This is a genomic window from Pseudonocardia alni, from assembly GCF_002813375.1.
GTDB classification, from domain to species: Bacteria; Actinomycetota; Actinomycetes; order Mycobacteriales; family Pseudonocardiaceae; genus Pseudonocardia; species Pseudonocardia alni.
This window is the reverse complement of the sequence record NZ_PHUJ01000001.1, coordinates 32,508-56,503: the sequence shown is the minus strand read 5'-3', so window position 1 is coordinate 56,503 and position 23,996 is coordinate 32,508. Positions and strand designations below refer to the sequence as shown.

At 69.1% G+C, this 23,996-nt stretch carries 21 protein-coding genes and 2 pseudogenes; 15 read left to right on the top strand and 8 right to left on the bottom strand.

Annotated features, from left to right (window positions below):
• Positions 1–400 precede the first annotated feature (400 nt).
• The 4 genes and pseudogenes from ATL51_RS00265 to ATL51_RS00240 all read left to right on the top strand — a co-directional run bounded on the left by ATL51_RS00265 (position 401) and on the right by ATL51_RS00240 (position 4,670).
• Positions 401–1,861 carry a cytochrome P450 gene (locus ATL51_RS00265; protein ID WP_100877177.1) on the top strand — a complete coding sequence of 487 codons (1,461 nt, stop codon included), beginning with the start codon at positions 401–403 and terminating at the stop codon, positions 1,859–1,861.
• A 113-nt stretch (positions 1,862–1,974) separates the two neighbouring features.
• Positions 1,975–2,285 (top strand): annotated as a pseudogene (locus tag ATL51_RS29975) (transposase); the annotation flags it as partial.
• Between the two features lie 846 nt (positions 2,286–3,131).
• Positions 3,132–3,974, top strand: a pseudogene (locus ATL51_RS29150) (DUF4158 domain-containing protein).
• Positions 3,975–4,028: 54 nt separating this feature from the next.
• Entirely contained in the window at positions 4,029–4,670 is a 642-nt protein-coding gene (locus tag ATL51_RS00240; protein WP_100877173.1) for a hypothetical protein, read from the top strand.
• Here ATL51_RS00240 and ATL51_RS00235 read toward each other — a convergent pair.
• The 3 genes from ATL51_RS00235 to ATL51_RS00225 all read right to left on the bottom strand — a co-directional run bounded on the left by ATL51_RS00235 (position 4,633) and on the right by ATL51_RS00225 (position 6,351).
• The gene (locus ATL51_RS00235; RefSeq protein ID WP_100877172.1) at positions 4,633–5,118 is read right to left on the bottom strand and encodes an HIT domain-containing protein; all 486 of its coding nucleotides are present in this window, start codon (positions 5,116–5,118) and stop codon (positions 4,633–4,635) included. The two genes, ATL51_RS00240 and ATL51_RS00235, sit on opposite strands and share 38 nt — an antisense overlap.
• A 141-nt stretch (positions 5,119–5,259) precedes the next feature.
• Positions 5,260–5,793 (bottom strand): mycothiol transferase, encoded by a 534-nt coding sequence (locus ATL51_RS00230; RefSeq protein ID WP_208622862.1) that lies wholly within the window; start codon positions 5,791–5,793, stop codon positions 5,260–5,262.
• Between the two features lie 108 nt (positions 5,794–5,901).
• On the bottom strand, positions 5,902–6,351 hold the full coding sequence (locus ATL51_RS00225; protein WP_100877171.1) for a hypothetical protein: 450 nt from the start codon (positions 6,349–6,351) through the stop codon (positions 5,902–5,904).
• A 179-nt stretch (positions 6,352–6,530) separates the two neighbouring features.
• Here ATL51_RS00225 and ATL51_RS00220 point away from each other — a divergent pair, with 179 nt between their 5' ends.
• A complete protein-coding gene (locus ATL51_RS00220) occupies positions 6,531–7,742 on the top strand; it encodes a dienelactone hydrolase family protein (protein WP_224400936.1) in 1,212 nt (403 codons plus the stop codon).
• A gap of 315 nt (positions 7,743–8,057) precedes the next feature.
• Entirely contained in the window at positions 8,058–8,990 is a 933-nt protein-coding gene (locus ATL51_RS00210; RefSeq protein WP_157818129.1) for a hypothetical protein, read from the top strand.
• 67 nt (positions 8,991–9,057) lie between these two features.
• Here the strand turns inward: ATL51_RS00210 and ATL51_RS00205 are convergent, their stop codons facing one another.
• The 4 genes from ATL51_RS00205 to ATL51_RS27825 form a co-directional block, all read right to left on the bottom strand.
• Entirely contained in the window at positions 9,058–10,089 is a 1,032-nt protein-coding gene (locus ATL51_RS00205; protein ID WP_246354011.1) for an amidohydrolase family protein, read from the bottom strand.
• Positions 10,090–10,289: 200 nt separating this feature from the next.
• Positions 10,290–11,318 (bottom strand): hypothetical protein, encoded by a 1,029-nt coding sequence (locus ATL51_RS00200; protein WP_157818128.1) that lies wholly within the window; start codon positions 11,316–11,318, stop codon positions 10,290–10,292.
• Between the two features lie 641 nt (positions 11,319–11,959).
• Positions 11,960–12,433: a hypothetical protein gene (locus tag ATL51_RS27830; protein WP_157818127.1), complete on the bottom strand. Its 474-nt coding sequence runs from the start codon at positions 12,431–12,433 to the stop codon at positions 11,960–11,962.
• Positions 12,434–12,480: 47 nt separating this feature from the next.
• Complete coding sequence (locus ATL51_RS27825) at positions 12,481–12,951, bottom strand: hypothetical protein (protein ID WP_157818126.1); 471 nt, start codon at positions 12,949–12,951, stop codon at positions 12,481–12,483.
• 680 nt (positions 12,952–13,631) lie between these two features.
• Between ATL51_RS27825 and ATL51_RS00185 the strand changes: the two genes are divergently transcribed.
• Entirely contained in the window at positions 13,632–13,856 is a 225-nt protein-coding gene (locus ATL51_RS00185; protein WP_100877164.1) for a hypothetical protein, read from the top strand.
• On the opposite strand, the gene ATL51_RS27820 is transcribed toward ATL51_RS00185, so the two are convergent.
• Positions 13,841–14,275, bottom strand: a complete 435-nt coding sequence (locus tag ATL51_RS27820; protein ID WP_157818125.1) for a helix-turn-helix domain-containing protein — start codon at positions 14,273–14,275, stop codon at positions 13,841–13,843. The two genes, ATL51_RS00185 and ATL51_RS27820, sit on opposite strands and share 16 nt — an antisense overlap.
• 726 nt (positions 14,276–15,001) lie before the next feature.
• On the opposite strand from ATL51_RS27820, the gene ATL51_RS27815 reads away from it, so the two are divergent.
• The 8 genes from ATL51_RS27815 (at position 15,002) to ATL51_RS00140 (ending at position 23,992) form a co-directional block, all read left to right on the top strand.
• Positions 15,002–15,520 carry a hypothetical protein gene (locus tag ATL51_RS27815; protein WP_157818124.1) on the top strand — a complete coding sequence of 173 codons (519 nt, stop codon included), beginning with the start codon at positions 15,002–15,004 and terminating at the stop codon, positions 15,518–15,520.
• 23 nt (positions 15,521–15,543) lie between these two features.
• Positions 15,544–16,890 (top strand): MinD/ParA family ATP-binding protein, encoded by a 1,347-nt coding sequence (locus ATL51_RS00170; protein WP_100877161.1) that lies wholly within the window; start codon positions 15,544–15,546, stop codon positions 16,888–16,890.
• The gene (locus ATL51_RS28775; RefSeq protein ID WP_208622861.1) at positions 16,887–18,167 is read left to right on the top strand and encodes a glycoside hydrolase family 16 protein; all 1,281 of its coding nucleotides are present in this window, start codon (positions 16,887–16,889) and stop codon (positions 18,165–18,167) included. Before ATL51_RS00170 ends, ATL51_RS28775 begins: the two co-directional genes overlap by 4 nt.
• 67 nt (positions 18,168–18,234) lie before the next feature.
• Positions 18,235–20,652 (top strand): transglycosylase family protein, encoded by a 2,418-nt coding sequence (locus ATL51_RS29760; RefSeq protein WP_374107444.1) that lies wholly within the window; start codon positions 18,235–18,237, stop codon positions 20,650–20,652.
• Positions 20,653–20,697: 45 nt separating this feature from the next.
• Positions 20,698–21,642 carry a trypsin-like serine peptidase gene (locus ATL51_RS00155; RefSeq protein WP_157818123.1) on the top strand — a complete coding sequence of 315 codons (945 nt, stop codon included), beginning with the start codon at positions 20,698–20,700 and terminating at the stop codon, positions 21,640–21,642.
• On the top strand, positions 21,642–22,706 hold the full coding sequence (locus ATL51_RS00150) for a hypothetical protein (RefSeq protein WP_100877159.1): 1,065 nt from the start codon (positions 21,642–21,644) through the stop codon (positions 22,704–22,706). The genes ATL51_RS00155 and ATL51_RS00150 overlap by 1 nt, the downstream gene beginning before the upstream one ends.
• 105 nt (positions 22,707–22,811) lie before the next feature.
• Positions 22,812–23,132 (top strand): hypothetical protein, encoded by a 321-nt coding sequence (locus tag ATL51_RS00145; RefSeq protein ID WP_157818122.1) that lies wholly within the window; start codon positions 22,812–22,814, stop codon positions 23,130–23,132.
• Positions 23,132–23,992 (top strand): hypothetical protein, encoded by an 861-nt coding sequence (locus ATL51_RS00140; protein WP_100877157.1) that lies wholly within the window; start codon positions 23,132–23,134, stop codon positions 23,990–23,992. The genes ATL51_RS00145 and ATL51_RS00140 overlap by 1 nt, the downstream gene beginning before the upstream one ends.
• The last annotated feature ends 4 nt before the right edge of the window (positions 23,993–23,996 follow it).

The window sequence follows — 23,996 nt, the reverse complement described above, 5'->3', positions numbered from 1 at the left end:
CTCGCCGGCCGGACCCCCCTTGGTGCGGTGCCAGGTGGAGGTCACCGACCTTCTGATGATTGGCCATCACGGGCCTGGACGGACAGAGTCGGGTTTCAGGGAATCGGCCGTTCGAGGCGAGATAGGGCGCGCGCAGAAAGGTGCTCATGGGCATCGACTCCGACTAGTTCCACCGCACGAGGGCGCTCGTTGTTCGGCTCAGCTTCAGACAGCGTCGCTCGGTGCCAGGCCCGACTCTTGAAAACAAGTCCGCTGCTCTATCCAGTCTCGGTGATTACTGGGGCGTCGCCCATTCTGGAGGCGGTCGCTACAAATATCCTCCCAGTGCATCGAGCGCATCCGTCCATCTGTTCGCGGTCCAGTTGAAGTCATCGCATGACGTATCGCCGAAGGAGCTCGCATGACCACCCTCACCAACTACGCTCGACGCGCCGTCCGCGAACGAATGTCCTCAGCACTGCTCGCTCCTCTACCTACTGAGATCGATCGGCGCCTGCTCGACCAGGTACGCCATGCGTCGGGCACGCCCCTCGCTGCGCCACCGCCAGGCTCAGGCCTCTTGCCCGTTCTCGGCGATCAGGGCCTGCCTGGGCTCGGCCGCACACTCGAGTACATCCGCTTCGGCTCCGAATTCACTCGTGCGCGATTCGAGCGGTACGGCCCGGTCTCCTGGACCGGGTTCCTAGGTGAGCGCGTCGTCCAGGTCGCTGGACCGGAGGCGACGCACGCTGTACTCACGAACGCCGACAAGGCCTTCTCGCAGGCGGGCTGGCGCTTCTTAATCGACAATTTCTTTCACCGCGGACTGATGCTCCTAGATTTCGATGAGCACCGCTTTCACCGCCGAGTGATGCAGGAAGCCTTCACCGCCGAACGCCTGCGGGGTTACACCGACGAAACCGTTGCCTGCGTCCGGGAGACCGTGCCGACGTGGCGACAAGATGCACCCATCCGCCTCTACCCTGCCCTAAAAAGCCTCACGCTTGATGTCGCCACCCGAGTATTCATGAATGAACGGCCCGGACCGGAAGCCGAGGAGGTCAACAAAGCCTTCGTGGACTGTGTCCGTGCGGCCAGCAGCATCGTGAAATGGGACCTCCCAGGCACACGTTGGCACGCCGGCCTTCGTGGTCGTCGCGTTCTCGAACGGTACTTCCAGGCGAACATCGCCGCCAAACGGGCCAGTAACGGGGCCGACTTGTTCTCAGCGCTATGTCAGGCTCGAACACCGGACGGCGAGACCTTCTCTGATGACGACGTCATCAATCACATGATCTTTCTCATGATGGCCGCCCACGATACATCGACCATCACAAGCTCTGCCGCCGCCTACCTACTCGGCGCGAACCCGGAGTGGCAGGAGCAAGCGCGCGCCGAATCGATTGCGCTCGGAGACGCCCCGCCCGACCGCGCAGCCCTGGAATCGCTGGACACGCTGAACCGCGTGATCAAGGAATCCCTGCGACTTATCGCGCCGGTGCCGGTGGTGATGCGCCGCACCGTGGCGGACACCGCCGTCTGCGGACACCACATACCGGCGGGGCAACTGATCATGGTTGCCGGAGCCGTCAACCATTTCGATCCGTCGTGCTGGAGCGAGCCGGACACGTTCGACCCCGACCGCTTCGCGGAGCCCCGACGCGAAGACAAGAACCACCGAGACGCGTGGATCCCCTTCGGCGGCGGAGTGCACAAGTGCATCGGCATGCTCTTCGGCAGCCTCGAGGTAACCGCCATCATGCACGAGATGCTGCGCGCCCACCGTTGGAGCGTCGACCCCGCGTACCGCCCGCGCTGGGACAACACCTCCCTACCGGTCCCGGCCGACGGACTACTCATGCACCTTCGCCCTCTGCACTGATCACCTCACCTGTCAACCGACCGGCACATGGACGAGCTGCGGTGACTGGGACTGTCCGGTCTTGGATGTAACGGGTCCGACACGCCAAGCGCAGCTCGGCGGGAGGAACAGCTATGACCAGCACGATCGAACTTGTGCCCGACCGCATTGATCAGCGACAACTCGCCCAGCAGCTCGTGGAAGCGGCTCGCGCCGACGGCGTGGAGCTCGTCGGCCGGGCGCGTTGCTCGCCGGGCTGACCAAGGCGGTGCTGGAGACCGCGCTCGAGGCCGAGATGAGCGAGCACCTGGGCTACGAGCCTCACGACCGGGCCAGACACGACAGCGGCAACTCCCGCAACGGCACCCGCGCCAAGACCGCGCTGACCGAGATCGGCCCGGTACGAATCGAGGTCCTGCGCGACCGCGACGCCAGCTTCGACCCGGTCAGGACCCGGGCCACGCACGCCTCCACCACACCGGCCCCGACCAGCAGGAACCACGCTAGCGCGTGATCATCGGCAGCCGACCCCGGCCCCGGACTGGGTCCCCGCACCCCGGACACGCCAGGCAACAACACCAGAGTGCGATAGCTACTCACTTTTCCTTGGTGTCGCGCCCCTTAACGGCACCCCGTCTTGCGGCAACGGTTGGAGCGGTAGCGATGCCGCGGCCAGGACAACACCCGGGCCTCCCACCACTCCGCCGACGACCACTCATCACGGCAGCTCAGCGGCAACCTGTCTCGGTCCCGACGCCACGCCGGGCCCCGTCCAGCTCAACCTGGGGCAGTTGATCTAGCGGGAGTGGAGAGACTCAGTTTGCGCCATCAGGGCTGAGGTCGGGCACGGTGTTCCCGCGATAGATGGCGTGGGCGACCGTCAGGACCAGGACCGCGAGCACGACCAGCTGGACCGTGACCAGGAGCGTCTCATCGTGGCTCTCCCTCGAGTGGCCGGGTGCACGGTGGTGCACCTGTAGGTCTAGCAGATGGGTACGACCGTCACGCCGACCTCGAGCTGTGTCCAGGCGGTGTCGGCGGTGATCGCGGGTCCGGTGAGGCGGGTGGCCAGGGCCAGGCAGCACCGGTCGCCGAGCGAGAGTCCGGCGGTGCGGGTGGCCGGCCACAGGGTGGCGTCGGTGGCGGTGACCGGTTCGATGCCGATCCCCAGGGTGCCTAGCTGGCGCAGGGTGCGGTCGGCGTCGACGCCGCGCTGGGACAGCTTCTGGTAGACGGGTTGCTGTTAAGGAGCGCGACACCAAGGAGAAGTGAGTGGTTATCGCTCCTCTGCGTGATCGGCTGCGTGTCCAGTGAGCGGATCTGCGCTGGGGGCCCGGGATCGGGCACCGGTGATCACGCGCTAGCGTGGTTCCTGCTGGTCGGGGCCGGTGTGGTGGAGGCGTGTGTGGCCCGGGTCTTGGAGCTCGACGAGTTGGTCGAGCACTTCACGTTGCTGGCTGATGAGACGGCGTTGTTGCGCAACAAGGCCGGGGCGACTCGGCTGGGGTTCGCGCTGATGCTGAAGTTCTTCGTGCGCGCGGGCCGGTTCCCGGCGGGGCGTTCGGAGTTCGGTGACGAGGTGGTCCAGTTCGTCTTCGGCCAGGTCGGGGTGCCGGCTTCGGAGCTGGGTTACTACGACTAGTCGAGCCGGACGGCTCGGGTGCATCGGGCCGAGGTGCGCCGGGTGCTGGGGTTTCGGGAGTGCTCGGTGGAGGACTCCGAGAAGCTGATCGACTGGCTGATCGCGCACGTGGCGCGGGCCGAGCGGCGCCCAGAGCTGGTGCGGGAGGTGCTGCTGGGGCGCTGCCGCGACGAACGGATCGAGCCGCCGACACCGGATCGGGTGGGGCGGATCGTGTCGGTCGCGCTGTACCGGGCCGAGGAGACGCTGTTCGACCGGATCGCCGGACGGCTCGCCGCCCCGCAGTCCACGCGAGTTCGCGAGCTCGTCGACGCCGCCGTGGACACCGCGGTGGACGAGGGCGACGCAGCGGCCGTGGTGGAGCTCGACCAGGACGCCGTCGACGACGCAGACGACGCCGGCGCAGCCGGTGATGCGGGCACGGTGACCAGGTCGGACGCGGCGGGTGCGGGTCCGGAGCTGCTGGGATCCGCAGCGAGCAGGGCGCGGTGAGCTTAGAGAGCATGCTCACCGAGATCGACAAGCTGACCGCGGTCCGCCAGGGCCGTGTCGGGTGGGGAGCAGACGCTGCGGGAGCTGGTCCACGAGTACAAGACCAAGGGGCCGGTGTATCAGCACACGGTGCGCACGACGTTGCGCGCCTCGTACACCAACCACCACCGGCGTGGCCTGATCCGGCTGCTCGACGTGCTGGAGTTCCGGTCGTCGAACACCCACCGCCCGGTGCTGGACGCGTTGGAGCTGATCGGGCGGCACGCCGCGTCGGGAAACCGCTCCTACTACCCCCTCGATGAGGACGTCCCGTTCCATCCGGGGCTGGGCGGGAACTGGGAGCCGCTGGTGTGGCGCAGCGACACCCGCGGCCGGCGCCGCGTGGTGCGCAGCGCGTACGAGATCGCGACGTTCCAGGCGTTGCGCGAGCGGTTGCGCTGCAAGGACGTCTGGGTGACCGGGGCGCAGCGGTGGCGCAATCCGGACGCCGAGCTGCTGCCGCGGATCAAGCAGATCAACCGCGTGAAGCTCTACCGCGCTGGCCCCGGACAGACCGACCGCCACCCGAAGCTCGCCCCGGCGATGACCCGCCCGGTCCGCTGGCTCCGGCACCGGATCTGTCCGATCCCGAACAGCGCGATCCGTCCTGAGCAGAGGTTCACACCGGGGAGTCCGACCGTTCCCCCACCGAGGTGAGATGGACGAGTTGCTGGAGCTCGGCGGTCATCGCCTCGCGCAGAAGATGGTAACGATCTGACAGTGCGTAGCGGGGTGACTTGCGGTCGGGGTAGGTCCAGACCGGGCTGTGGCGATGCGCGGGAGGCTCCCACTCGTAACGTGGATGCACGTGTGCGTGAAGATGCTCGAATGAGTTTCCGAGTATCTCGTAGTTGATTCTTCGGTATCCACTGTCGAACCGCTGGCACACGTTCGCCACGGCCTCACCGAGGATGGACATGTCCATCGGGAAATCGGCGCGTTCGACCCTGTCGAGATCACTGAGATGATTGGCCGTGCCTGCATAGAGCAACAGGCTGTAGCCGGGAAGGTGCTGCGTGTCTCCGATGACCGCCCAGCCCGTCGACATACGGATCATGACCGTCGGGTTCTCGCCTCGCTCGGCGGCCGCGATTCTCTCGTACATCCGTCCCCCTTCATGAGGGTTCACCGTTTCGCGCGGATCAGCTTCCACTCTGCCTGCAGTTCCCCGATGCGCAAGGATGCTGACACCCAGCACCGCCGCGCCGGTCCGAGCTCGCGCCAGCTCGAGGTATGCCGGCCGTCGCTATCGACCGACGGAACCGTCGATCTGTTCGCGCAGGATGTCGGCGTGGCCGGCGTGGCGGGCGGTCTCGGTGATCATGTGCTGCAGGATCCAGCGCGCTGTGGCTCTGAGCTCACCGCCCGGCGGCCGCACCTGCACCCGGTCGAGGTCGTCCCAGCAGTCGAGGATCGTCTCGGCTTCGGTGATGGCGTTCCGGTAGTCGGCGATCATGGCGCTGATCGGACGCCCCGCTGGGGGCGCCGACACCGCCGCCCAATCGTCGACGGTCAGGCCGCAGAACCAGAACCGCTCAGACGCTGCGAGGTGAGTGACGATCCAGGCAATGCTGGTTCCAGAGGGAACCCCGGCCCGGCCGCCCGCATCGTCGGAGACATCCAGTGCCTTCCGGATCACTCCGTCCCGCATGTACCCCAGGAACTCCTTCAACGTCGCCAGCTCACCAGCGCCACCGAGAACCTCTGCCGCCTGGTCTCCGGCATCTGCGGCCCAGCTCCGGGTGTCGCCGTCGGCCGGGTCATCCGCGGGGTCGCTCACGCAACGAGTCTGCCTCTACCGGCCAAACATGAGCATCACCCCACTTACTCCTCGATCTCGCCTCGCAGTCCAGGACCCGAAAGCCCCTGACGGTGAGCAGACGCGAGATCAGATGTGGTCGCCCGCGTCCGTCCGGGTCTCCGCGGTCCGGGCGAGTTCGTGCAGGTGGCGGGCGAGTGCGCGGACGTAGTCGCGCAGCTGTTGCTCGTCGAGCTCGTCAGCAGCGCTGAGCAGGCCGTCGCCCAGCCACTGGAATCCCGCCGATGTCGCGAGGTTCGCCGGTACCCGCCCCGGAACGCGCGGTTCGGGGTCGAGGTCAGGCTGGTGTGGCCGCAGCGGGAGAAGTGCGAGCGCGGCGCGGCGCTCGTCGATCAGGCGGCGGGCGATGATCAGCCACACCGTGCGGTAGCCGGGCAGTTCGGTCCCGTGCCCGTCCCACGGGACGAGCTCGGCGGTCTGCTCGCCGGCCTGCTGGTGGAGTTCGGCAACGAAGGCATCGCCTCCGAGAGCCAGGGCGTCCGCGATGAGCGCGTCCTGTTCGTCGGGGGCGTAGTTCATCTCGCGGACCGTAGACCTGCCGCGGGACGGGTCCGCCGCTGCGTCGTCTCGTCGGGGCTCATGTCGCCGAACAGTAGATCTACAAAAATGGATCGACTAGCCTTCTCTGTACCGAAGAATGGATGCAGATGATGCCTGCTTACGGGCGGCGGCGCCGAGTGTCGTCGATCGGTGTTCTGGTGGGGGCTCTCGCGGTCGTCGCGGCCGCGCTGCCCGCAGAGACGACCGGCTCGATGGTGACCCGCACCGCGGGGATCAACGGCGAGAGCCGTCCGGTGTCCGCGGCGGCAGTGGCCCGAGTGGCGGGTCCGCTTGATGACCTGGGTGCCCCGGATCCGCTGATGTCGGACTCCGGTGAGCGGATCACCAGTGCGCGGGCCTGGGAGCAGCAGCGCCCGGAGCTGCTGGCGGCGTTCGAGGAGAACGTCTACGGCACGTCGCTGCCCGCGCCGACGAAAACGACGTTCTCCGAGGCCGGCGGAGGGGGCGGCTCAGCGAAGAAGATCACCATCACGGTGACCGGCCCGGAGGGCGACGCGAGTTTCACGCTGCGGCTGTTCACCCCCTCGTCGGGCACGCCTAAGGGCACGTTCCTGCTGATCGACCACCGCGGCTCGGTCGGGGACGATCCCGGCTCGGGCGGCTACGCGCCCGCGGCGACGATCACCGGCGCCGGGTACGCCCTGGCCGCGGTCAACGCCGAGGAGATCGCCCCCGACGACGCGAGTTCCTACCGCAACGGCGTGATCGACGCCTTCTACCCGGCCGGGCAGGACCTGCCCGCCGACGCCGGGCGCACGATCAGCGCGTGGGCGTGGGGCGCGAGCAGGGCGATGGACTACCTGCAGACCGATCCGGACATCGACCCGAGCAAGGTCGCGGTGATCGGGCACTCCCGGGGTGGGAAGGCCGCGCTGTGGGCCGGCGCCCAGGACCCGCGGTTCCCGGTGGTCATCTCCAACAACTCCGGCTCCACCGGGGCGAAGCTCGCCCGCCGCGACTCGGCGGGGGAGTCGATCTCGGCGATCAACTCCCAGTTCCCGCACTGGTTCCCTGAGACCTACAAGCGCTACGACAGCAACGCCGACGCTCTGCCGGTGGACCAGAACGAGCTGCTCGCGCTGATCGCGCCCGGCCGGGTCGTGGTCGCCTCGGCCGCGGAGGACGGCAACGCCGACCCCCAGGGCGAGTTCCTGTCCTATCTCGGTGCCGCCCCGGTCTACGAGCTCTACGGTCTCGGTGACACCGGGCTGTCCTCGACCAGCTGGCCACCGGCCACCGGCGAGGGCTTCCGCGGGCCGGGCATGAGCTATCACCTGCGATCCGGGGGGCACGGCCTTGAAGACGCCGACTGGGACATCTACCTCGGCAGCGACCTGTTCACCCGCTAGACCACCGCGACGTCGCAGCGCCGCGGCGGTGGCGCTCGTGGTCGCGGCCGTGCTGGCGGGCTGCACCGCGGCGCCCCCGCCGATCCCGGCCGTGCGGCGGTCCCACCTCTCATCAGGCAGGCGTTCGACCCGCCGACCGCGTTCGGGCCACCCGAGCTCACCCTTGGCCGCGACACCGCCATCCCCGTCCCGCAGGTCCTCGACGGCATCCACGGCTGGTCGCTGGCAGAGGGCGGCCTGACCCGCACCGACCTCACCACCGGCGACATGCTCACCGGTGGTCTCCCCCGGTCGCCCTTGTTCGCGGGGCTCGATGTGTCCCGCCCGACCGCGATCGGCGCCCCGGACGTCCTGCGCGCCCCGGTGCTCGCCGATCTGCCCGCCGGGCGACGCGTGCTCGCCGCGTGGCCAGTCGAACAACCCGGCCAGGGCACCACCCCGGCGCGGCGGGGCATCGAGCTGGTCTCGGCCGACCCACAGACCGCCCAGACCCTCACCACGACCACCGTGCCGCTTCCCGACACCTGGCTCGAGGCCTCGCTCACCGGGTTCACCGTCTACGTCGCCGGCGTGGTCGGCACGACCGCGATCGTCAGCGCCGCGGCCACCGACACCGCGCTCACCGCCGCGGTCGACCTGACCTCGGGCAGGCTGGTGTGGTCGGTTCCCGACGTCGCCGCGCAGCTGCTCACCGACGACACCGTCGTGGTCAGGTTCCGTGACCTCGCGAAGAACGAACTACGCGGCCTGGCTCTGGCCGACGGCCGCCCCCGCTGGGCTGGGGTCGCCGGCAGCACCGTCTGGCCGGTCGGGGCGTCGCAGGCGCTGGTGAACCTGCGCACGGTGGAGAACGCCTGGGGCGGCAGCCAGGTCATCGACACCGCCACGGGCCGCCCAGCCGACAGCCCGCTCAACGGGCAACCGGGCTGGTCCTGCCGCTCCGACGAGCAGGACCTGACGATCTGCTCGCTGGCCCCCTACACCGGAACCGACGCCGTTCTCGCCTTCGACGACGACGGCACCGAGCTGTGGCGGATCACCCGCGACTCCGGACGGGCCATCCCGACGGTCACCGCGGCCTGGCACGGGATGATCTACGGCTACACCGACGCCGGGCCGCTGGTGCTCGACGGTCGTACCGGCCAGGACAAGGCCGTTACCGCGTCGACGGCTCCGCTGCTGGTCAACGAGTACTTCGCTGTGGGAGCCGCGAGTCCACCAAGCCCGGAACGGCGACCGAACTACTGAGCCCCGGGGCCGCAGGCCGCGAGCCCCACAGCCGGATGAGGGGTGTCAAGAACGCCACGCTCGACCTCTAGCTCTGCTCGTCACCAAGATCGTGCTGCGAGTACACAACACCCTGAACGATAACCCGATGAGGCCGATGTAAGCAATTGAGGTCGTTGAGCGGGTTGCCGGCCACGATCAGCAGATCGGCCGCCAACCCGACTCTGAGGTCCCCTGTCTTGTGACCGATTCCGAGAGCTTCGGCAGCTCCCGTTGTGACCATGTCGATGATATCGCCACGAGCGAAGCCCAGCTCTTCATATAGCTCCATGCTCAGTTTAAGCTGGTCAAACTTGGTCCCGGGCACTCCCGAGTCTGTTCCAATCAGAATTCGAACATCATTCTCCGCCATCCAGGTGAGCTGACTGCCGAACTTGTACTCTGGAGTTGTGACGTACTTGGCAATGTCGCGCCAAACGGCCGGAGTCGTGTCGCCAGCGACCGTTTTCTGCTGAGCCATCTTTCGAACGGCCGCTTCATTCTGGTCTCTCTGACCGGGGCCCGACCGCCATCCGCAATGCTCGATGGTAGATACACCTGCATCAATGCACCGAACGATCGGCTCGGTACCGTGAGCGTGAGCCGCCACTCGCAGCCCGTATCGGGAAGCATGCTCAACGGCGACCCCAATTAGCTCAGTGGAGTATTGTGCGTCGAACGGGGTAGGCCCCTCTGACGTCACATACCCCCCACCCGCCATGATCTTGATTAGGTCTACATCGTCGGCTGAACGGTCGATTGCAGACCGAATCTCCGCCGCCGAGTCTGCGATCCCGCCTAGATACCAGCAGTGTCCACCTGTGATCGTGATCGGGGTCCCCGCGGAGAGCACCGTAGGTCGCACGCGGTCAGCGTCTGCAGTCGAGTCTCGGAACCTCGCTACGTATCCACCGGCGTCACCGAGGTCTCGGACTGTGGTGCAGCCGGCTCGCAGGCAGCTCCGTGCGTTGGTTCGGATCAGGGCTCGTACGTCGTCGGGCGCGCCAGAGCACAACGTGTCGAACGACGACTTGCTGCAATCGCCACCGAGATGGACATGGCTGTTGATGAGCCCGGGCATAATGCTGTGCCCAGCAAAACGCGAGACGGTCGCCTCGGGATCTGCAGCGATGAGCTCGTTCGCGCTGCCGATCGCGTCGATCCGCCCCTGCGAGACACGCACCGCATCCCCAACTCCGAAATGCTCTCGCCCTCGCGAGATGAGCCGATCCGCTACCAAAATTTGCGCCATCTTGGCACTCACCTTACTGGTTCCTCGCTCTATACTGACTGATTGGATAGCACCTGTGGAACATGGCCCCTCTGAAGCCAGCCCGACACCTCCATAAGGGGCCTGGTCGCGCCAGTCCGTGCCCTCTCAGGCAGATCACTAGGCATCTTCCCGAACTGATCGACAACGACCGTCACATCGTCGCGACCATCTGCGGTGAAGCCAGCGAAAACGTTGTAAAGTCGCGCGTACCCATCGCTGCAGCGCTGCTCACGCAGCTCACATGAAAGTCGAGACGGGAAAATCCAAGCACGTCCTCGCGTTTCGCTGGTTCCTCGACTGCCGACGGGTGCATCTGGCCGAACCAGTTCTGGGTAGAGCGATCGAACGACTCGGTCTAGAGGCGCGAGCCGCACATAGGAGTACATCTGCGCTCCACGGTGCAGAAGTAGCCTTAAGTCGGCGACGGCGCCGGGGTAGAACACCGCTAGGAGCATTGCCAACACGGAGACCCGGATCGCAACCAAGCCTCCGGACCACATGTTGATAGACACAGAGCCGGAGCCAAACAGGACTTGCGCATAGTACGAAACGCGCGCACCCAGCAGGATGAGGTAGACAACGCAGCCGACGGCGAGTGAAACTGCAACAACAAGGAGGTCCCAAGCTCGTTCCTTGTAGAGGCTAACGCTGTCCCGGGAAGCCCAAAATACCTGCGTAATGCAGGCGTACACGAGGTACACACTTACCGACACGAAGAACACCAGAACCGCCGGGTCCTGGATATCACGACTCGTGAAGCTCAGCTCGAACGGCGCCATGACAAACATCGGCACGATCAGGATGACCAGCACCGTAGCAGTTAGCGCCACAATTTCGACGTACCGGCGCTGTCGCGGCCTGTATTCGGCGATGTTGCGAAGGTAGAACAGCTGCATCGACGCAAAAGCGCCGACGATCACAAGATTGCGCACAATGCCAGCTACGTGAGATCCTAGTACTTCGTCAACCCAATTAGAGAAATCCGGACGGTTGAGTAGAACCATCACGCCGAGGCCTGCGCTGAAAAGGACGGACACCCAGGGATCTGGTGAGCGGGGTGCTCTCAATGCATGAATAAGTCTCCACACGAACACGACTCCGCATGCCACTGCCAGAAAGTACGACACCTCCCTCACACTCCCTGTCCGCCGAGAGCTCGACCTAGAGCTCCACCTGTTCGCCCTAGGTCGTCCCACGCCGCGCGGATGGGTAGCTTCGACCAGCTCGACAAAAACGCGCCGAGCGTCTCGGCTTCCCATTCAGATCGCTGACCGTAGTGCGACCCAACTGGGCCATCGTCCTGATTGACTAGGAGAGATCCGCACAGCAGTGGCGTGTCGGTCGCGCCAACGACGAGATGGCCAAGCAGAATGTGCGCGATCTCGTGGTAGATCGTGTAGTTCTGACGTTCTTCCGACAGATCAGTAAGGTATGTAATGAGATACTTATCCGGAAACGGTATAACGCAGCCGAATGACCGGACGGAAGGAAGGCTCCTGCCGACCAACTCGATCGGGTGACCGACACGGCTCGACAGACGCGCACACAGCTCGGCGGGCGGAGGGGTACGGCGATACCCCAAGTCGCGCAGGAGCTCCCGCGCCTTGCTACGGAGTTGACGCTCGTTCATCGAGTTCCTGTCCCCGTCCAGCCGTCCTGCTACGCCTGATGCGTGATCTTAGCGCTCCGACCCGATTTCGTGGGCGCGCGGGGCGACGCTGCTTGTCACGTCGACGAGGAGTTCCAGCGCGGCGACCCGGTCGAACTCACGCATATATGCTCTACACATACGAAACGCAGAAACGCCCATCTTGTCCAGCTGCGCCAGCAGTAGGTGAGCCTCGGACTCAAACCGGGGCTGTGTCAAATCAAAATAGCTCGCAGGTTCGCCGAGATAGCGCAGCACCACATCTAGCTCATGTTCGGATGGTGTCACGTTCACCGTCTCTGAACTGAGGAGCGACGATAAAATGCGCTCCGCGTCATGCAGTTCTTTGCCAGCGCTAAGGCAGGCGGTGAGGTGTGAGCCGAGCGTGACCCAACACGGTGGACCATCGCCCTCCGTGGGTACGCGAACCAGTGCGAGTAATCGGCGCAAACGGGTCTCGACACCATCCGGCTCTTCTCCCGAAGGTGCCGTTCGGGCGGTCATCCCAGTATCATCCCGACGTACAGGCGGCCACTAGATTCGATATCTCCTTACTTATCGGGAGTGCTTCGGCCGGGCGGATTTCCGTCTTTTCCCGTGGTCTGCTCGTACACGATCTGAGTGATAAAATTTGCGACCGCGTGGCGTTGCTCAGGGTCCAGACCAGCGACCCTTGCCGCGATGTCTGTCACCTGTGCCTCACGGAGGGCACGCCGTAGGCGAATTTCGGCCATGACGTCACGGACAGCGTCGGGATCGCCGTGTAAGAAGCCGACTCGGACTGCAAAGAATCGCGCCAAACCATCGATAACCCGCATGGTGGGGTTCGTCTTGATGCCACGTCGCAACTCCGAAAGATGCGATGCTGAAAGTTCGTATCCTCGCTGGCGCAGCCAGCTGATCACCTCTTTCCCGGTGTACTCCGGGCGGTCGCCATGCTCAGGTGCTATCGACGCGAACAGGTAGTTGATGCGTTCAGCCAACGAACCGAGCGCAGGACTCTCCTCGTGAGACTCGGACATCCGCGTCCCCCCTTCTCCTCTGGCCTGCTGCGCAGCGTAGCCGGTGAGACGTCACCCGCCAGAGTCATCGTCGCCTCGGACGCTCATCGCTCCGCGTGCTAGCGAATCTTGCCGCAACGATGCTTCGCTGATATGCATGACAGGTGCTGCTCTCTGACCTCGCTTCACCGGCAGCGGCGCTGTCATCATCGCTGCTGCTCAGATGCGGTGCATCTCCAGCACCAAAGCAGGTTCAGGGCGCACCGAAGTCAGCTCCGCCAGGCCGTTTGCATGGACTCGACACCACGCTCGTCAGACATCCTTCGCTCACACGAATCGATCTTCACCTACATGCTGAGTTCTGCCTGACCATCGCACCGACCTGCGGGAGTTTTCCGATCCTGACCGAGCCCGAGACGAGGTGCACGATGCCGGACGAGGCCCTGCCCGTTCCCCTGCACGCCAGCGAATGGGAGCAAGGCGCCGGGTCGACCGCCGCGGCGCTTCCTGCGGGTGCGGCCGCGCCCGCTGACGAAGCGCGAGGTGCCGAGGCCCGGGATACCGGGCGTCGGCGAGAGCACCGCGCACCGTCGCATCGATCGCAAAGTCCTGCGCCACGGCACCTTGACCCCCCGCGCCGCGAGTCTCCTCTCGGACTGGCATCTCCTGTCGCTCGGCCGGCCCTAGAGCAGAACGGAGGCATGGCCCAGCTGATCAACAGGTTAGAGAGTGAGCTGACAGTGCTGTCCAGCGCAGCCATCCACGCGCTGACCTCAGTCCAGCAGGCGGTCGATGCGACCGATACCGCCGAGCCTAGGGACGAGAGCACGCAACGGTGGCTGACTGTCGCCGCGGAGGCACTCGACCTGGCGATCGTCGCCCATCAGGCGATGCAACGCGTCGCGGCCGTTCAGGAGGAGCGGTGAGCCTGTTCGCTGTTCTGCATCTGCCGCAGGTCGTCGACGATCCGGGCGAGGGACCGGCGAGTCTCGGGGCGCAGCTCGCTGATGCCGCTGATCAGTGCGGCGAGGTCGGGGTCACGCAGCTTGGCGAGCAGCTCGTGTTCGTTGTCGGTGAGGGCGGGATGGGGGTCGTCGAGCAGGTAGGAGACCGAGACCTTGAAGTAGGTGGCCAGGGCTTCGATGGTGCTGCGGCGTGGGTTGGTATTGCGTCCTCGCATCATCGTGTTCAGCGTGGCGCGCGAGACCTGTCCGCCCGTAGCTTCGATCCCCTCGACGATTTCGTCGAGGTAGAGAGCGCGGGTGCTACCGGGCGGGCGAGCGAGGTGGTTCAGCTTCTCGGCCAGCGTCCGCGGCGCGCCGCTGAGGCGAGGCTCGTCTGGCACCAGTCACCTCCGTACGAACACGCCGCCTCCGTGGGTGTGGCACGAGGCGCTGTGACGCTAGCTGCGCCCAGCGCCAGATCCCAGCCGGGGTGCCCACCCGCGGGTTAGGGACCCGGGTCTCGCACACGATCGGTTGACCAGCCGTCGCTCTGCGCGGATAGTGACGTCCCGTCGTCTTGTATTCAAGATGCGTGAATCTATCAGATCTAGTTTTATGGAGGGAGTGTTTGTCATGGCGCCTACGTCTCGACGGCACCGCGCAGGGCGGTGGGCGTGATGCCGATCCGGTCCCGTCCCGCACCGTCCTCCAGCGCGCCGTGGCGTACCGCCCCCGGTTTGGGCTCCGACGGAAGCGCTGCCCCCGTCGGCCGGTCATCGAGCACCGCCCTCGACGAGCGGAACAAGTCTGAGAGTCACGACAGCGACGAGGCGGTCCGCGCGCCTGCTCCTGCTCTGTTCAGACCCCCGCCGCGCGCTCACGAGCACGAGCCCGCGCGGACCGCTCTCGCTCCGGCTGCCGTCGGTGACCTCGACGAGGACGCGCCGGCGCGAGAGAAGGAGATGGAGCCCCCGCCTGCTGAGCAGTCCCGCAACGGCGACAGCGATGCCACCGTTCCTGGACTCGCCGGTGCGCTCGCGCGGCCCCAGGTGCGACTCAACGCCGATCTCCCCCGTGAGCAGGTCGTCCCACCTTGCCGTGGTCGGGCCACAGCAGCCGAGACAGCCGTGACGCGCTACACCGCTGGTCAGGACTCCTTCTTCCGTTCGGTGCGGTCGCTGGAGCCGATCTCGGACCTGGAGGCGGCCAGCTTCGCCGGGCGGTTCGCCACTGATTTCCAGTCCTTTGATGAGGACGACCCGAGTCGTCGGGCAGAGGTGTTGCGGCCTCTGCTCGCTGCCCCCCAGGCGTGCACCTGGGGGTGGTCGGGGGCGGGCAGGCAGCGCGCCGACTCACCACTGCCGGGCCGGCTCTACCGGCCCAGCGACACGGTGGTGTTCGTCGAGGTGATCGTGCGGATCACCACGTACGCGCGCGCCTGCCCGCCGCCCGAGACCCCGCGCCACGCCGGGTCCGCAGAGGCGGAGGTGCCCGGGCTGCTCGGCCCGTCGTGCGCCCCGCCCGAGGCGGACCCGGCGTGGACGGCGGTCGAGGCGAACTGGGTCCGGATGACGGTCCCGATCACCCGCGACGACGACGGCCACCTGGTCGTCGACCCGCACCTGCGCCCCACCGATTCCTCCTGACCCCCACCACGAGGTAGCTGCTGATGTCCTCCCCCACGTCCTCACCGAACGGCACCAACAACACCCCTGCCGCCCCGTCCTGGCTGGACGCGGGCGCGGCGTGGGCCGCCCCGGCCACCGGATACGACGGGGCCCAGGTCCCCGCGACCAAGCCCCCGGCCACGCAGGCGAGCGCGGCGACCACCTCGCCAACCACCCCGCCGTCCCGCCCCGCGCCTGCGCCGGAGCGCTTCCGCGACGAGCCACCGCTGACGGACGCGGCGCCCGCTGCCGAAGCGGCCCGGCCGGCGCCACCGTCTGCGCCGGCGGCGGCGCCGTCGCCGGCGGCCCCCGCGTCCCTCCCCGCTCATCAGGGTGCGGGTCCCTCGGAGGATCCGCAGGCGTTCCGCCCGGCGTGGGACGAGCAGACCGGCGTGCTGTCGGGCGTGGTCCGCGAACGGCGGGCCCGTCCGCAGCAGGGATGGCGCCACGTCGCCTACCAGCTGACCGGCGGCCGCTGGAACCCCGGACTGTCCGAGGCCGAGGCCCGGCTGCGCGACCAGCTCCAGAAGATCCGCACCCCGCTGCCCGGCCCGCACAGCGTCGTCGTCGGCTCGATCAAGGGCGGGATCGGCAAGACCACCGTGTCCGCGCTGCTCGGGCTCGCGCTCGCCGAGTACCGCGGGGACCGGGTCATCGCTATGGACGCCAATCCCGACGCCGGCACCCTCGGCGACCGCCTCGTCGGCGAGACCCTGGCTGCGAAGACCACCGTGCGCGACCTGCTCTACGCCCTGGACGAGATCCGCGCCCACACCGACCTGGCCGGTTACACCCATCTCGCCGGGCGCCTGCAGGTCCTCACCAGCGAACAGGAACCGGAGCTGTCGGAGACGTTCTCCGCGGCCGACTACGAGGCCGCGCTGCGGCTGCTGGCCCGCTACTACAACGCGATCATCACCGACTCCGGAACCGGAATCGTGCACTCGGCGATGCAGGGCAGCCTGCGCCACGCCGACTCGCTGGTCATCGTCGGCGCCCCGACCAACGACGGCGCCTCCCGCGCCGCTCGCACCTTCCGCTGGCTCGCCGCCAACGGATACCGCCACCTCACCGAGGACGCGGTCGTGGTGCTGTCCTACGACCGCCACAGCCCCGACATCGACGACCGCGTCATCCGCGACTTCTTCGCCGAACGCTGCCGCGCGGTGATCGTCCTTCCCCCGGACCCGCACCTGCAGGCCGGCGGCATCATCGACTTCGACGCCCTCACCCCCGCCGCGCGCGACGCCGCGCTCGAGCTCGCCGCCACCGTCGCCGAGGGCTTCCAGGGCCGCCGCACCCAGGGACTGGCCAGCCACGGATTCCGCGGCACCGGTGGCCCCCGGTGATCAGTCCGCACCTGCTGGTGGGCGCCGCGCTGGCGCTTACCACCACCCTCACCGCCTCAGGGCTCGTGCCCGCCGCGGCGCCGGAGGGCGGCGTCGAGTGTGGATGGCGGATCACCGCGGTGCACGTGCTCGCCGAGCTCACCGGGGACACGTCCCCGCGTGCGGAGAAGCTGCGCCGCGCACTGCTCGACGTGGGCGCGAACAAGCCCGGGTTCATCCCGGCCGAGTGCTATGAGCCCGGTGCCGGGGACTCTGGCGGGTCGGCCTCGGGCGGGAACGGCTCCGGCGGGGCCGGCGAGGCCGGGGACGACGGCGGTGGCACAGGCACTCCCCCCGGATCCGGGAATGGCTCCGGGACCGGCGGCGGCTCGGGATCCGGCAGCGGCTCCGGATCGGGCAGCGGCTCCGGATCGGGCGGTGCAGGCGGTCAGTGCAAGACGACCGCAGCGGCCACGCTCGGCTGGGGCAAGCCGAAGGTCGCCGACGAGTTCGAGGGGAGCTCGGTCTCCGGGGACTGGAACATGTACGACGGCCCCGGCCATGGCGGCAACGGACGACGTACCCCCGACGCGATCTCGGTGTCGAACGGGCAGCTGACCATCACCGGGTCGGAGAACGGCGACGCCGGCGGAATGGCCTGGTCGCCCAACAGCCAGCAGTACGGCCGCTGGGAGGGCTGCGCCCAGTCCCCCGCTCCCGCTGCGTCGAGCCTGCACACCCTCTTCCTCCTCTGGCCGACCGCGGAGAACTGGCCCGAGGGCGGCGAGGTCGACTTCATGGAGATCTCCGACGGGACCCGGCAGAAGGTCGAGGGCTTCCTGCACTACGGCTCGGACAACTCCCAGACCCAGGGCTCGGTCGAGATCGACGCCACCGAGTGGCACGCCTTCGCCGTCGAGTGGACCCCCGACAAGATCACCTACCTCGTCGACGGCAAGCCGTGGTTCACCGACGACGACAAGTCCCACAATCCGCCCGGGCCGATGCACCTGACCATCCAGCTCGACTACTTCGGCGGCGACGCCTCAGGCGGCGCAGCGATGCACGTCGACTGGGTCCGCCAGTACGAGCTCACCGGCGGCAGCGGCAACGAGGTGGGCGCCGGGGTCGACGTCTCTGCGGGTGAGGACGGCGTCGACGCCGGCGCCGACCTGTCAGTGGGCGGCAACGGCTCTGGTGGGTCCGGTGGCTCTGGGAGCGGTGATCGGGACCGCGGCCGAGGTGGAAGCCAGGACAGCGGCGACTCCCGCAGCGGTGGATCGCGCGGAGGCGGCTGATCAGCGACTGACCTGAACCGACCCGGTTGTGAGACAGCCCCGCCGATCACATGACGGAGACCTGGACATGCCTCTGAATCGCAAGCGACAGCCCTCGTGGGCCGAGCACCTGCCCCCTTCTCACCGCGGCCCCGCCGCCCGACGTGCTGCGGTCGCGATGCTGACCGCCGGTGCTCTGGTCGGAGTCACCGCGTTCTCGCTGAGCCCGCTGCCGGCCGAGCTCGGTCTGACCGCGCTGGGCTGCAACCAGGGTAAGGCTGCCCACACCCTCGCGGCCGCCCGAGAGACCCGGTCCCAGACCCGCGCGCTGCTCGCCGACCTCGCGGTCAGCAACGACACCCGCGCCCAGGGCCTGGCCCGTGAGATCGCCGGGCTCGGCTTCACCCCGGCGACCCAGCCCGCGGGCTGGCGGCAGAAGGCCGTCGATGTCTCCGACCAGCTCAACGCCCTGGGCAGCAGCAGCGCGACTGCCGACCCGCACCTTCGCCAGGTCGCGGCCCGCCTGGCCCGGGCAGGTCTGGGCCCGACCCCGGCCGACATGCTGCCCAAGCAGCCCCCGCCGCCCGAGCCCGGCCCGATCGGTGAGCTCGGCCAGACCCTCGGCGGGGCCGCCGACGGGGCCGTCGACGCCGTCACCGGCGCCGGCGAAGCGGTCAAGAACGTCACCGCCCCGAAGCCCGCCGCGGACAGCTCGACGAGCGCCTCGGGCCCGGCTGCGCCGAACCCGCGCCGTCAGGCCGAGCCCCCGCTGCCCGAGACCTGCCTCAGCCACGCCGAAGCCACCACCGCCCCGGCCGCAGCAGCGCCGGCAGCACCAGCAGCACGGCCGGCACCGCAGAAGCCGGCCCCGGCCCCGGCTCCGACGGCCCCGGCAGCACCGACATCCTCCGCTGCCGAACCGACACCGACCCCCGAGCCCCCCAGCACGTCCCCGGACGACGACGCCGCTGCCCAGCCCGACACCGGCAGCTCGACCAGCTCCGAGGACCCCCCGGCCGGCGACTCCGACAACAACAGTGACGACAGCACCGACGACACGACCAGCAGCAGCCCCGAGGCCTCGACCGAACCGAGCACGGACTCTTCCGACAGCAGCTCTGACGACACTCCCGCCACCCCCGACGACACCTCCGGGGTCGGCTCGGCCGACTCGGAGTCGGGTGGCTCCTCCAGCTCGACGTCGAGCAACAGCAGCAGTGGCGGCGGGTCCGCTCAGGATCTGGAGAAGGCCCGCGTCGCGATCCAGCTGGTCGGGGAGCTGATGCAGGCCCTGGGCGCCAGCCCTGATCCCGGCGCAGGAGACCTGCGGACCTCGGTCCTGGGTTCGCTGGACCGCGACAAGCTGGAGAAGCTCGGCGCAGACCCCGCGGACTTGGACAAGCTCGACCAGCTCGGCGACCTCACCGACCAGGGCGGGGGCTCGCCCCACTTGTCCGGCCCGGACTCGTCGGAGTCTGGCTCGGACCGGGACTCGACGTCGTCGACGCCGTCGGAGACGCCCAGCGGCGGCTCGTCCGACAGCGAGTCGTCCAGCAGCTCTGACTCCTCCACCGGCTCGGGTTCCAACGACCCCGGGGGGAGCGGGACCGGCTCAGGATCGGCGCAGGAGCCCTCGACCGAGTCCGCAGGGACCGGCAGCGCCGGCGACGCCTGGGAGGCGGGCGCGGAGAAGCTGGCCGAGCAGGTGCACCAGGCGGCCGACGCCGACCCCCTGGCCGAGCAGCTGGCCGAGAAGCTCGACGCTGCGGGGATCGGCTCGCAGAACGAGACCGGCAGCTCCCCTAGTGCCACCGCGGACAGCGGCTCAGCCGAGCCCGATGAGCAGGGCGCGGGGCAGGGCAGCTCGGACGGCGCGGAGCAGCCCTCCACCGGTGGCGGGGACAGCACCGGGACTGGTTCCGGCGGGTCGCAGAAGGGCTCGGGCGCGGCGCAGCAGCCCCAGGCCGGGGACCCCATCCAGCGCCCCGGCGCCACCGGCAGCGGCACTGGCAGCGGCACCGGCAGCACCGGCAGCACCGACGCTGCTCAGCCGCAGGGCAGCCAGGGCCAGGACGACACGACGTCGTCCGGCGACGGCGCCAGCAGCGGTAACGGTGCGGCCGGTGGCGGCGCTGACGGCGCCGGTACACCCCCGGGTAGGCAGGACCAGGCCGGCAATGCCGCCTCAGCGGACGGGGAACAGCCACGCGACCCGGAGAAGGCCCAGGCAGCGGCCGCGGACGACACCGCAGGCGAGGGCGCCCGTGCGGCGACCTGGGACCGGCTCGCGCAGTGCGAATCCGGCGGTGACTGGGCGATCGACACCGGTAACGGCTACTCCGGCGGGCTGCAGTTCGACCAGGCCACCTGGGCCGCCTACGGCGGCACCGGCTCGGCGCACGAGGCCAGCCGCGAGCAGCAGATCGCGATCGCGGAGAAGGTCCGCGCCGACCGCGACGGCTACTCGGCCTGGCCGGCGTGCTCGAAGAAGCTCGGCCTGGCCTGACCCATGACCAGCAGCAGGTGGCGCACAGCGCAGACGACCGCAGTGATGACCGTGGCGATCGCCGCGACGGTCACCGCCGCCGTCGCGCTGGCGACGTGGACCTCCGACGCCCCGCAGGGCGCTCGGGTGGTGGGACTCGGGTCGGCCGCACCGTGGGGGTCGGCCGACCCGAGGACACCCACTGCACCGTCCGGTTCGACAGCGCAGCCGCCGGTGCAGGGCCAGGCCGGACCGGTGGTGGGCGGGCTGTCGGCGACCTCGGTCGGAGTGCTGGTCGTCGACGGTGGCCGCCACCAGTGCTCCGCTGCGGTCGTCGCATCCCGGTCGCGCAGGTTGCTGGCCACCGCGGCCCACTGCGTATGGCTCGGCGGCGCCTGGCGGGTCGACGGCGCGTTCTTCATCCCCGGCTACGCCGCCGGTGAGGAACCGCTCGGGCGATGGACGGTCGACACCGCCTATGTCCCCCCGGCCTGGCAGCAGGCCAACTCCCCCATCGAAGACGTCGCCGCTCCGACCGACTTCGCGTTCGTGACCCTGCTCCCCCGCGACGGGGTCCTGCCTGAGCAGGCCCTCGGTGCCCAAGGCATCCGCTTCACCACCCCCGACAGTCAGCTGCCGGTCGCCGCGCTCGGCTACCCCGCCACCGGCATCTATGACGGCCAGTCGCTGCGCGGCTGCGACGGCGACGCCGCCGCGCAGTCCTTCGACCGGCCCGACCGGCCACCGGGGCAGGTGCTGTCCCTGACCTGCGACATGACCGAGGGCGCCTCCGGCGGGCCGTGGCTGACCGGACCCGACGCCACCCGCGGCCGCGGCCAGGTCGTCGGCGTCGTCTCCGGCGGCGACGACACCACCCTCGTCTCCCCGCGCTTCGACGACACCGCCCGCCAGGTCTATGAGGCCGCCGACTCCGCCGCGCAACTCCCCGACCAGCCCCCCACCCCCGACCCCGCGCTCGCCCGGACCGCCCCTCGAGGAGGGACCAGCTGATGACCTCACCCCGGAACGCGGCCGACCCGCACCACCACTGGGCAAGGCCGGGGGCATCGCCGCCGCGCAGCCCGTACGAGCTCAACCAGCGCCTCGGCGCCGCCGCGCGCACCCACGCGCCGGGCGGGCTGGGCGTGGTCGACACCGAGACCATCGTCGACACCACCTCCGCCGCAGCCGCCGCCGACCAGGGCCACGGTCCAGACCCGATCGAGGCCGCCGAGCAGCTCGGCGCGGCCACCGACGCCGCCCAGGACCGCACCCGCACGGCATTCCCCGAGTCCCGCCCGGTGTCCTGGGCGGCGTTCGGGCCGCTGATCCCCGTGCTCGCCGGGTCCGCGGGCGCCGGCGCCTCGTGTGTCGCGGCCGCGATCGTGGACGCGCTACAGCAGGACCAGCGATGCGCGCTGCTCATCGACGCCGACGACCCCGCACGCTCCGGGCTCGCCGGAGCCTCCTCGGTGGACGGCCCCTGGACCCGGCAGATCAACGACCACCTCACCGTGCGCTACAGCTGGCGCGCCGACGCGCTGCTGGCCCGGCTGGAGACCCGCGACCCCGCAACGCTGCCGACCATCACCCCCGGGATGGTGCCCCCACCCCCGGACTGGCTACCCGACCCCGCACCCGACCCGCTACACGCCACCGTCGTCGACCTCGGTCACGGCGGCTGGCGAGCCGCCGCGACCCCGATCTACGGCGCCGGGGGCTGGCTACGCCGCGGACTGCCCACCCAGCGCCCGATCCTCGTGGTCCGCGCAACCCGCCCGTCGCTGCGCCAGGCCGAGCAAATCCTCGCCCGCCTCGACCCCTGGATCCAACGCCGCCTGGCCACCCCGATCTACCAGCTCGTGGTCAACGGGGCCCGCAAGTGGCCGGCGGGAGTGGTCGGCGCAGCCGGGCCCCGGGTCGCGGCCCTACTGGACGAGGCCCTGTTCGTGCCGCACGTCCCGGCCTGGGAGGTCGGCGGGGTGACCGACGAACCCAGCCCGGCCCGGGCGGTCGACGCGCTACGCCCGCTGCTCGCCTCGTGGCAGCTCATCCCCTCCCCGAGACGGCGATGAGAAGCGCACCGGTCTGACCCCGCTGTGTCCGGCGCCCCCACCCCGGCACCAGCCGCCACGTTCGCCCCACCCCACCGCCCATCACACCCCTGCGGAGCACACGCCATGTCTGCCACCCACGTGATCAGCGAGTCGCTGGCCCAGGCTCACCTGCTGCCGGCCCAGGACATCCCCAACCCGGGCCCGAAGATCCCGCCCGGCGCCCAGGCCATCCAGGACGTCGTCGGCTACGTCATCTGGATCGCCGGGATCTGCATCCTCGGCCTGTTCTTCGGCGGGATCGTCGCCTCCACCGCAGGCCGGATGTGGGACCACCACGGCTCCGGACGCACCGGAGCCCGCATGATCGTGTCCAGCCTCGCGCTCGCCGTCCTGTTCGGCCTCGGCTACACCCTGGTCACCCAGTTCGCCGCCGGAGCCAGCTGATGGCCCGCCTGACCGACCCCCACAACCCGCACCGCCTCGGCCTGCGTTCGGGCGCTCCCGGCTCGGGCAGCCGTCGCCGTGCGGTGCTGATCCTCGGCGCGGTCACGGCCCTGGCCCTCGCCACCGTCCTCGCGCTGGTCCTGTCGCTGACCGGCATGCTCTCCGAGCGGCAGGATCCGTCCGCGGCCGCGCCAGCACAGCCGGCACCGATCGGCACCGGTGACGGGGAGTCCGGGCCTGCAGCGGAGGCCGAGCTCGCCGCCCGCCCGATGCTGCAGGTCCCCCTCGCGGCGATGCAACCCCACGCCCTGTCCACCCGGACCGCGGGCCCGCCGATCGCGCTCCCCCAGCCTCAGCAGTTCGTTGCGACCCTGGTTCCGACCGGGTTCCCCGACACCCCTGAGGGCGCGGTCGCGCAGCTGGCCGAGCTGATGAAGGCCGGGATGTCCGGCGGTGACCCGGCGGTGTGGGCACAGGTCTATGGCTCCCTTGCCGAGTCGGGAGCGCTGCCCGCCCGCGAGACGTGGCTCAGCCGCGATCTGGTCGACCTGCGCCGTGGCGCGCACTTCAACACGACCGGGCCCCTGCGCAACGGCATGCGGATGTCGTGGACCCCGACGAGTGCGATGGTCAAGGGCAGCACCTCCGACGGCACCTACACCGTGGCGTGTGTGCTCGGCGAGTTCGTCGCCGACTACAACGGCCGGGTCGTCACCGCAGGGTGGGGCAACTGCCTACCCATGCGACGTGTGGGTGAGCAGTGGAAGGTCGCCTCCGGCCCCACCGCCGCACCGGCACCGTCGGCGTGGCCGGCCAGCGACGAAGCCGTCGCCGCCGGATGGCGGGACATCCAGCGATGACACC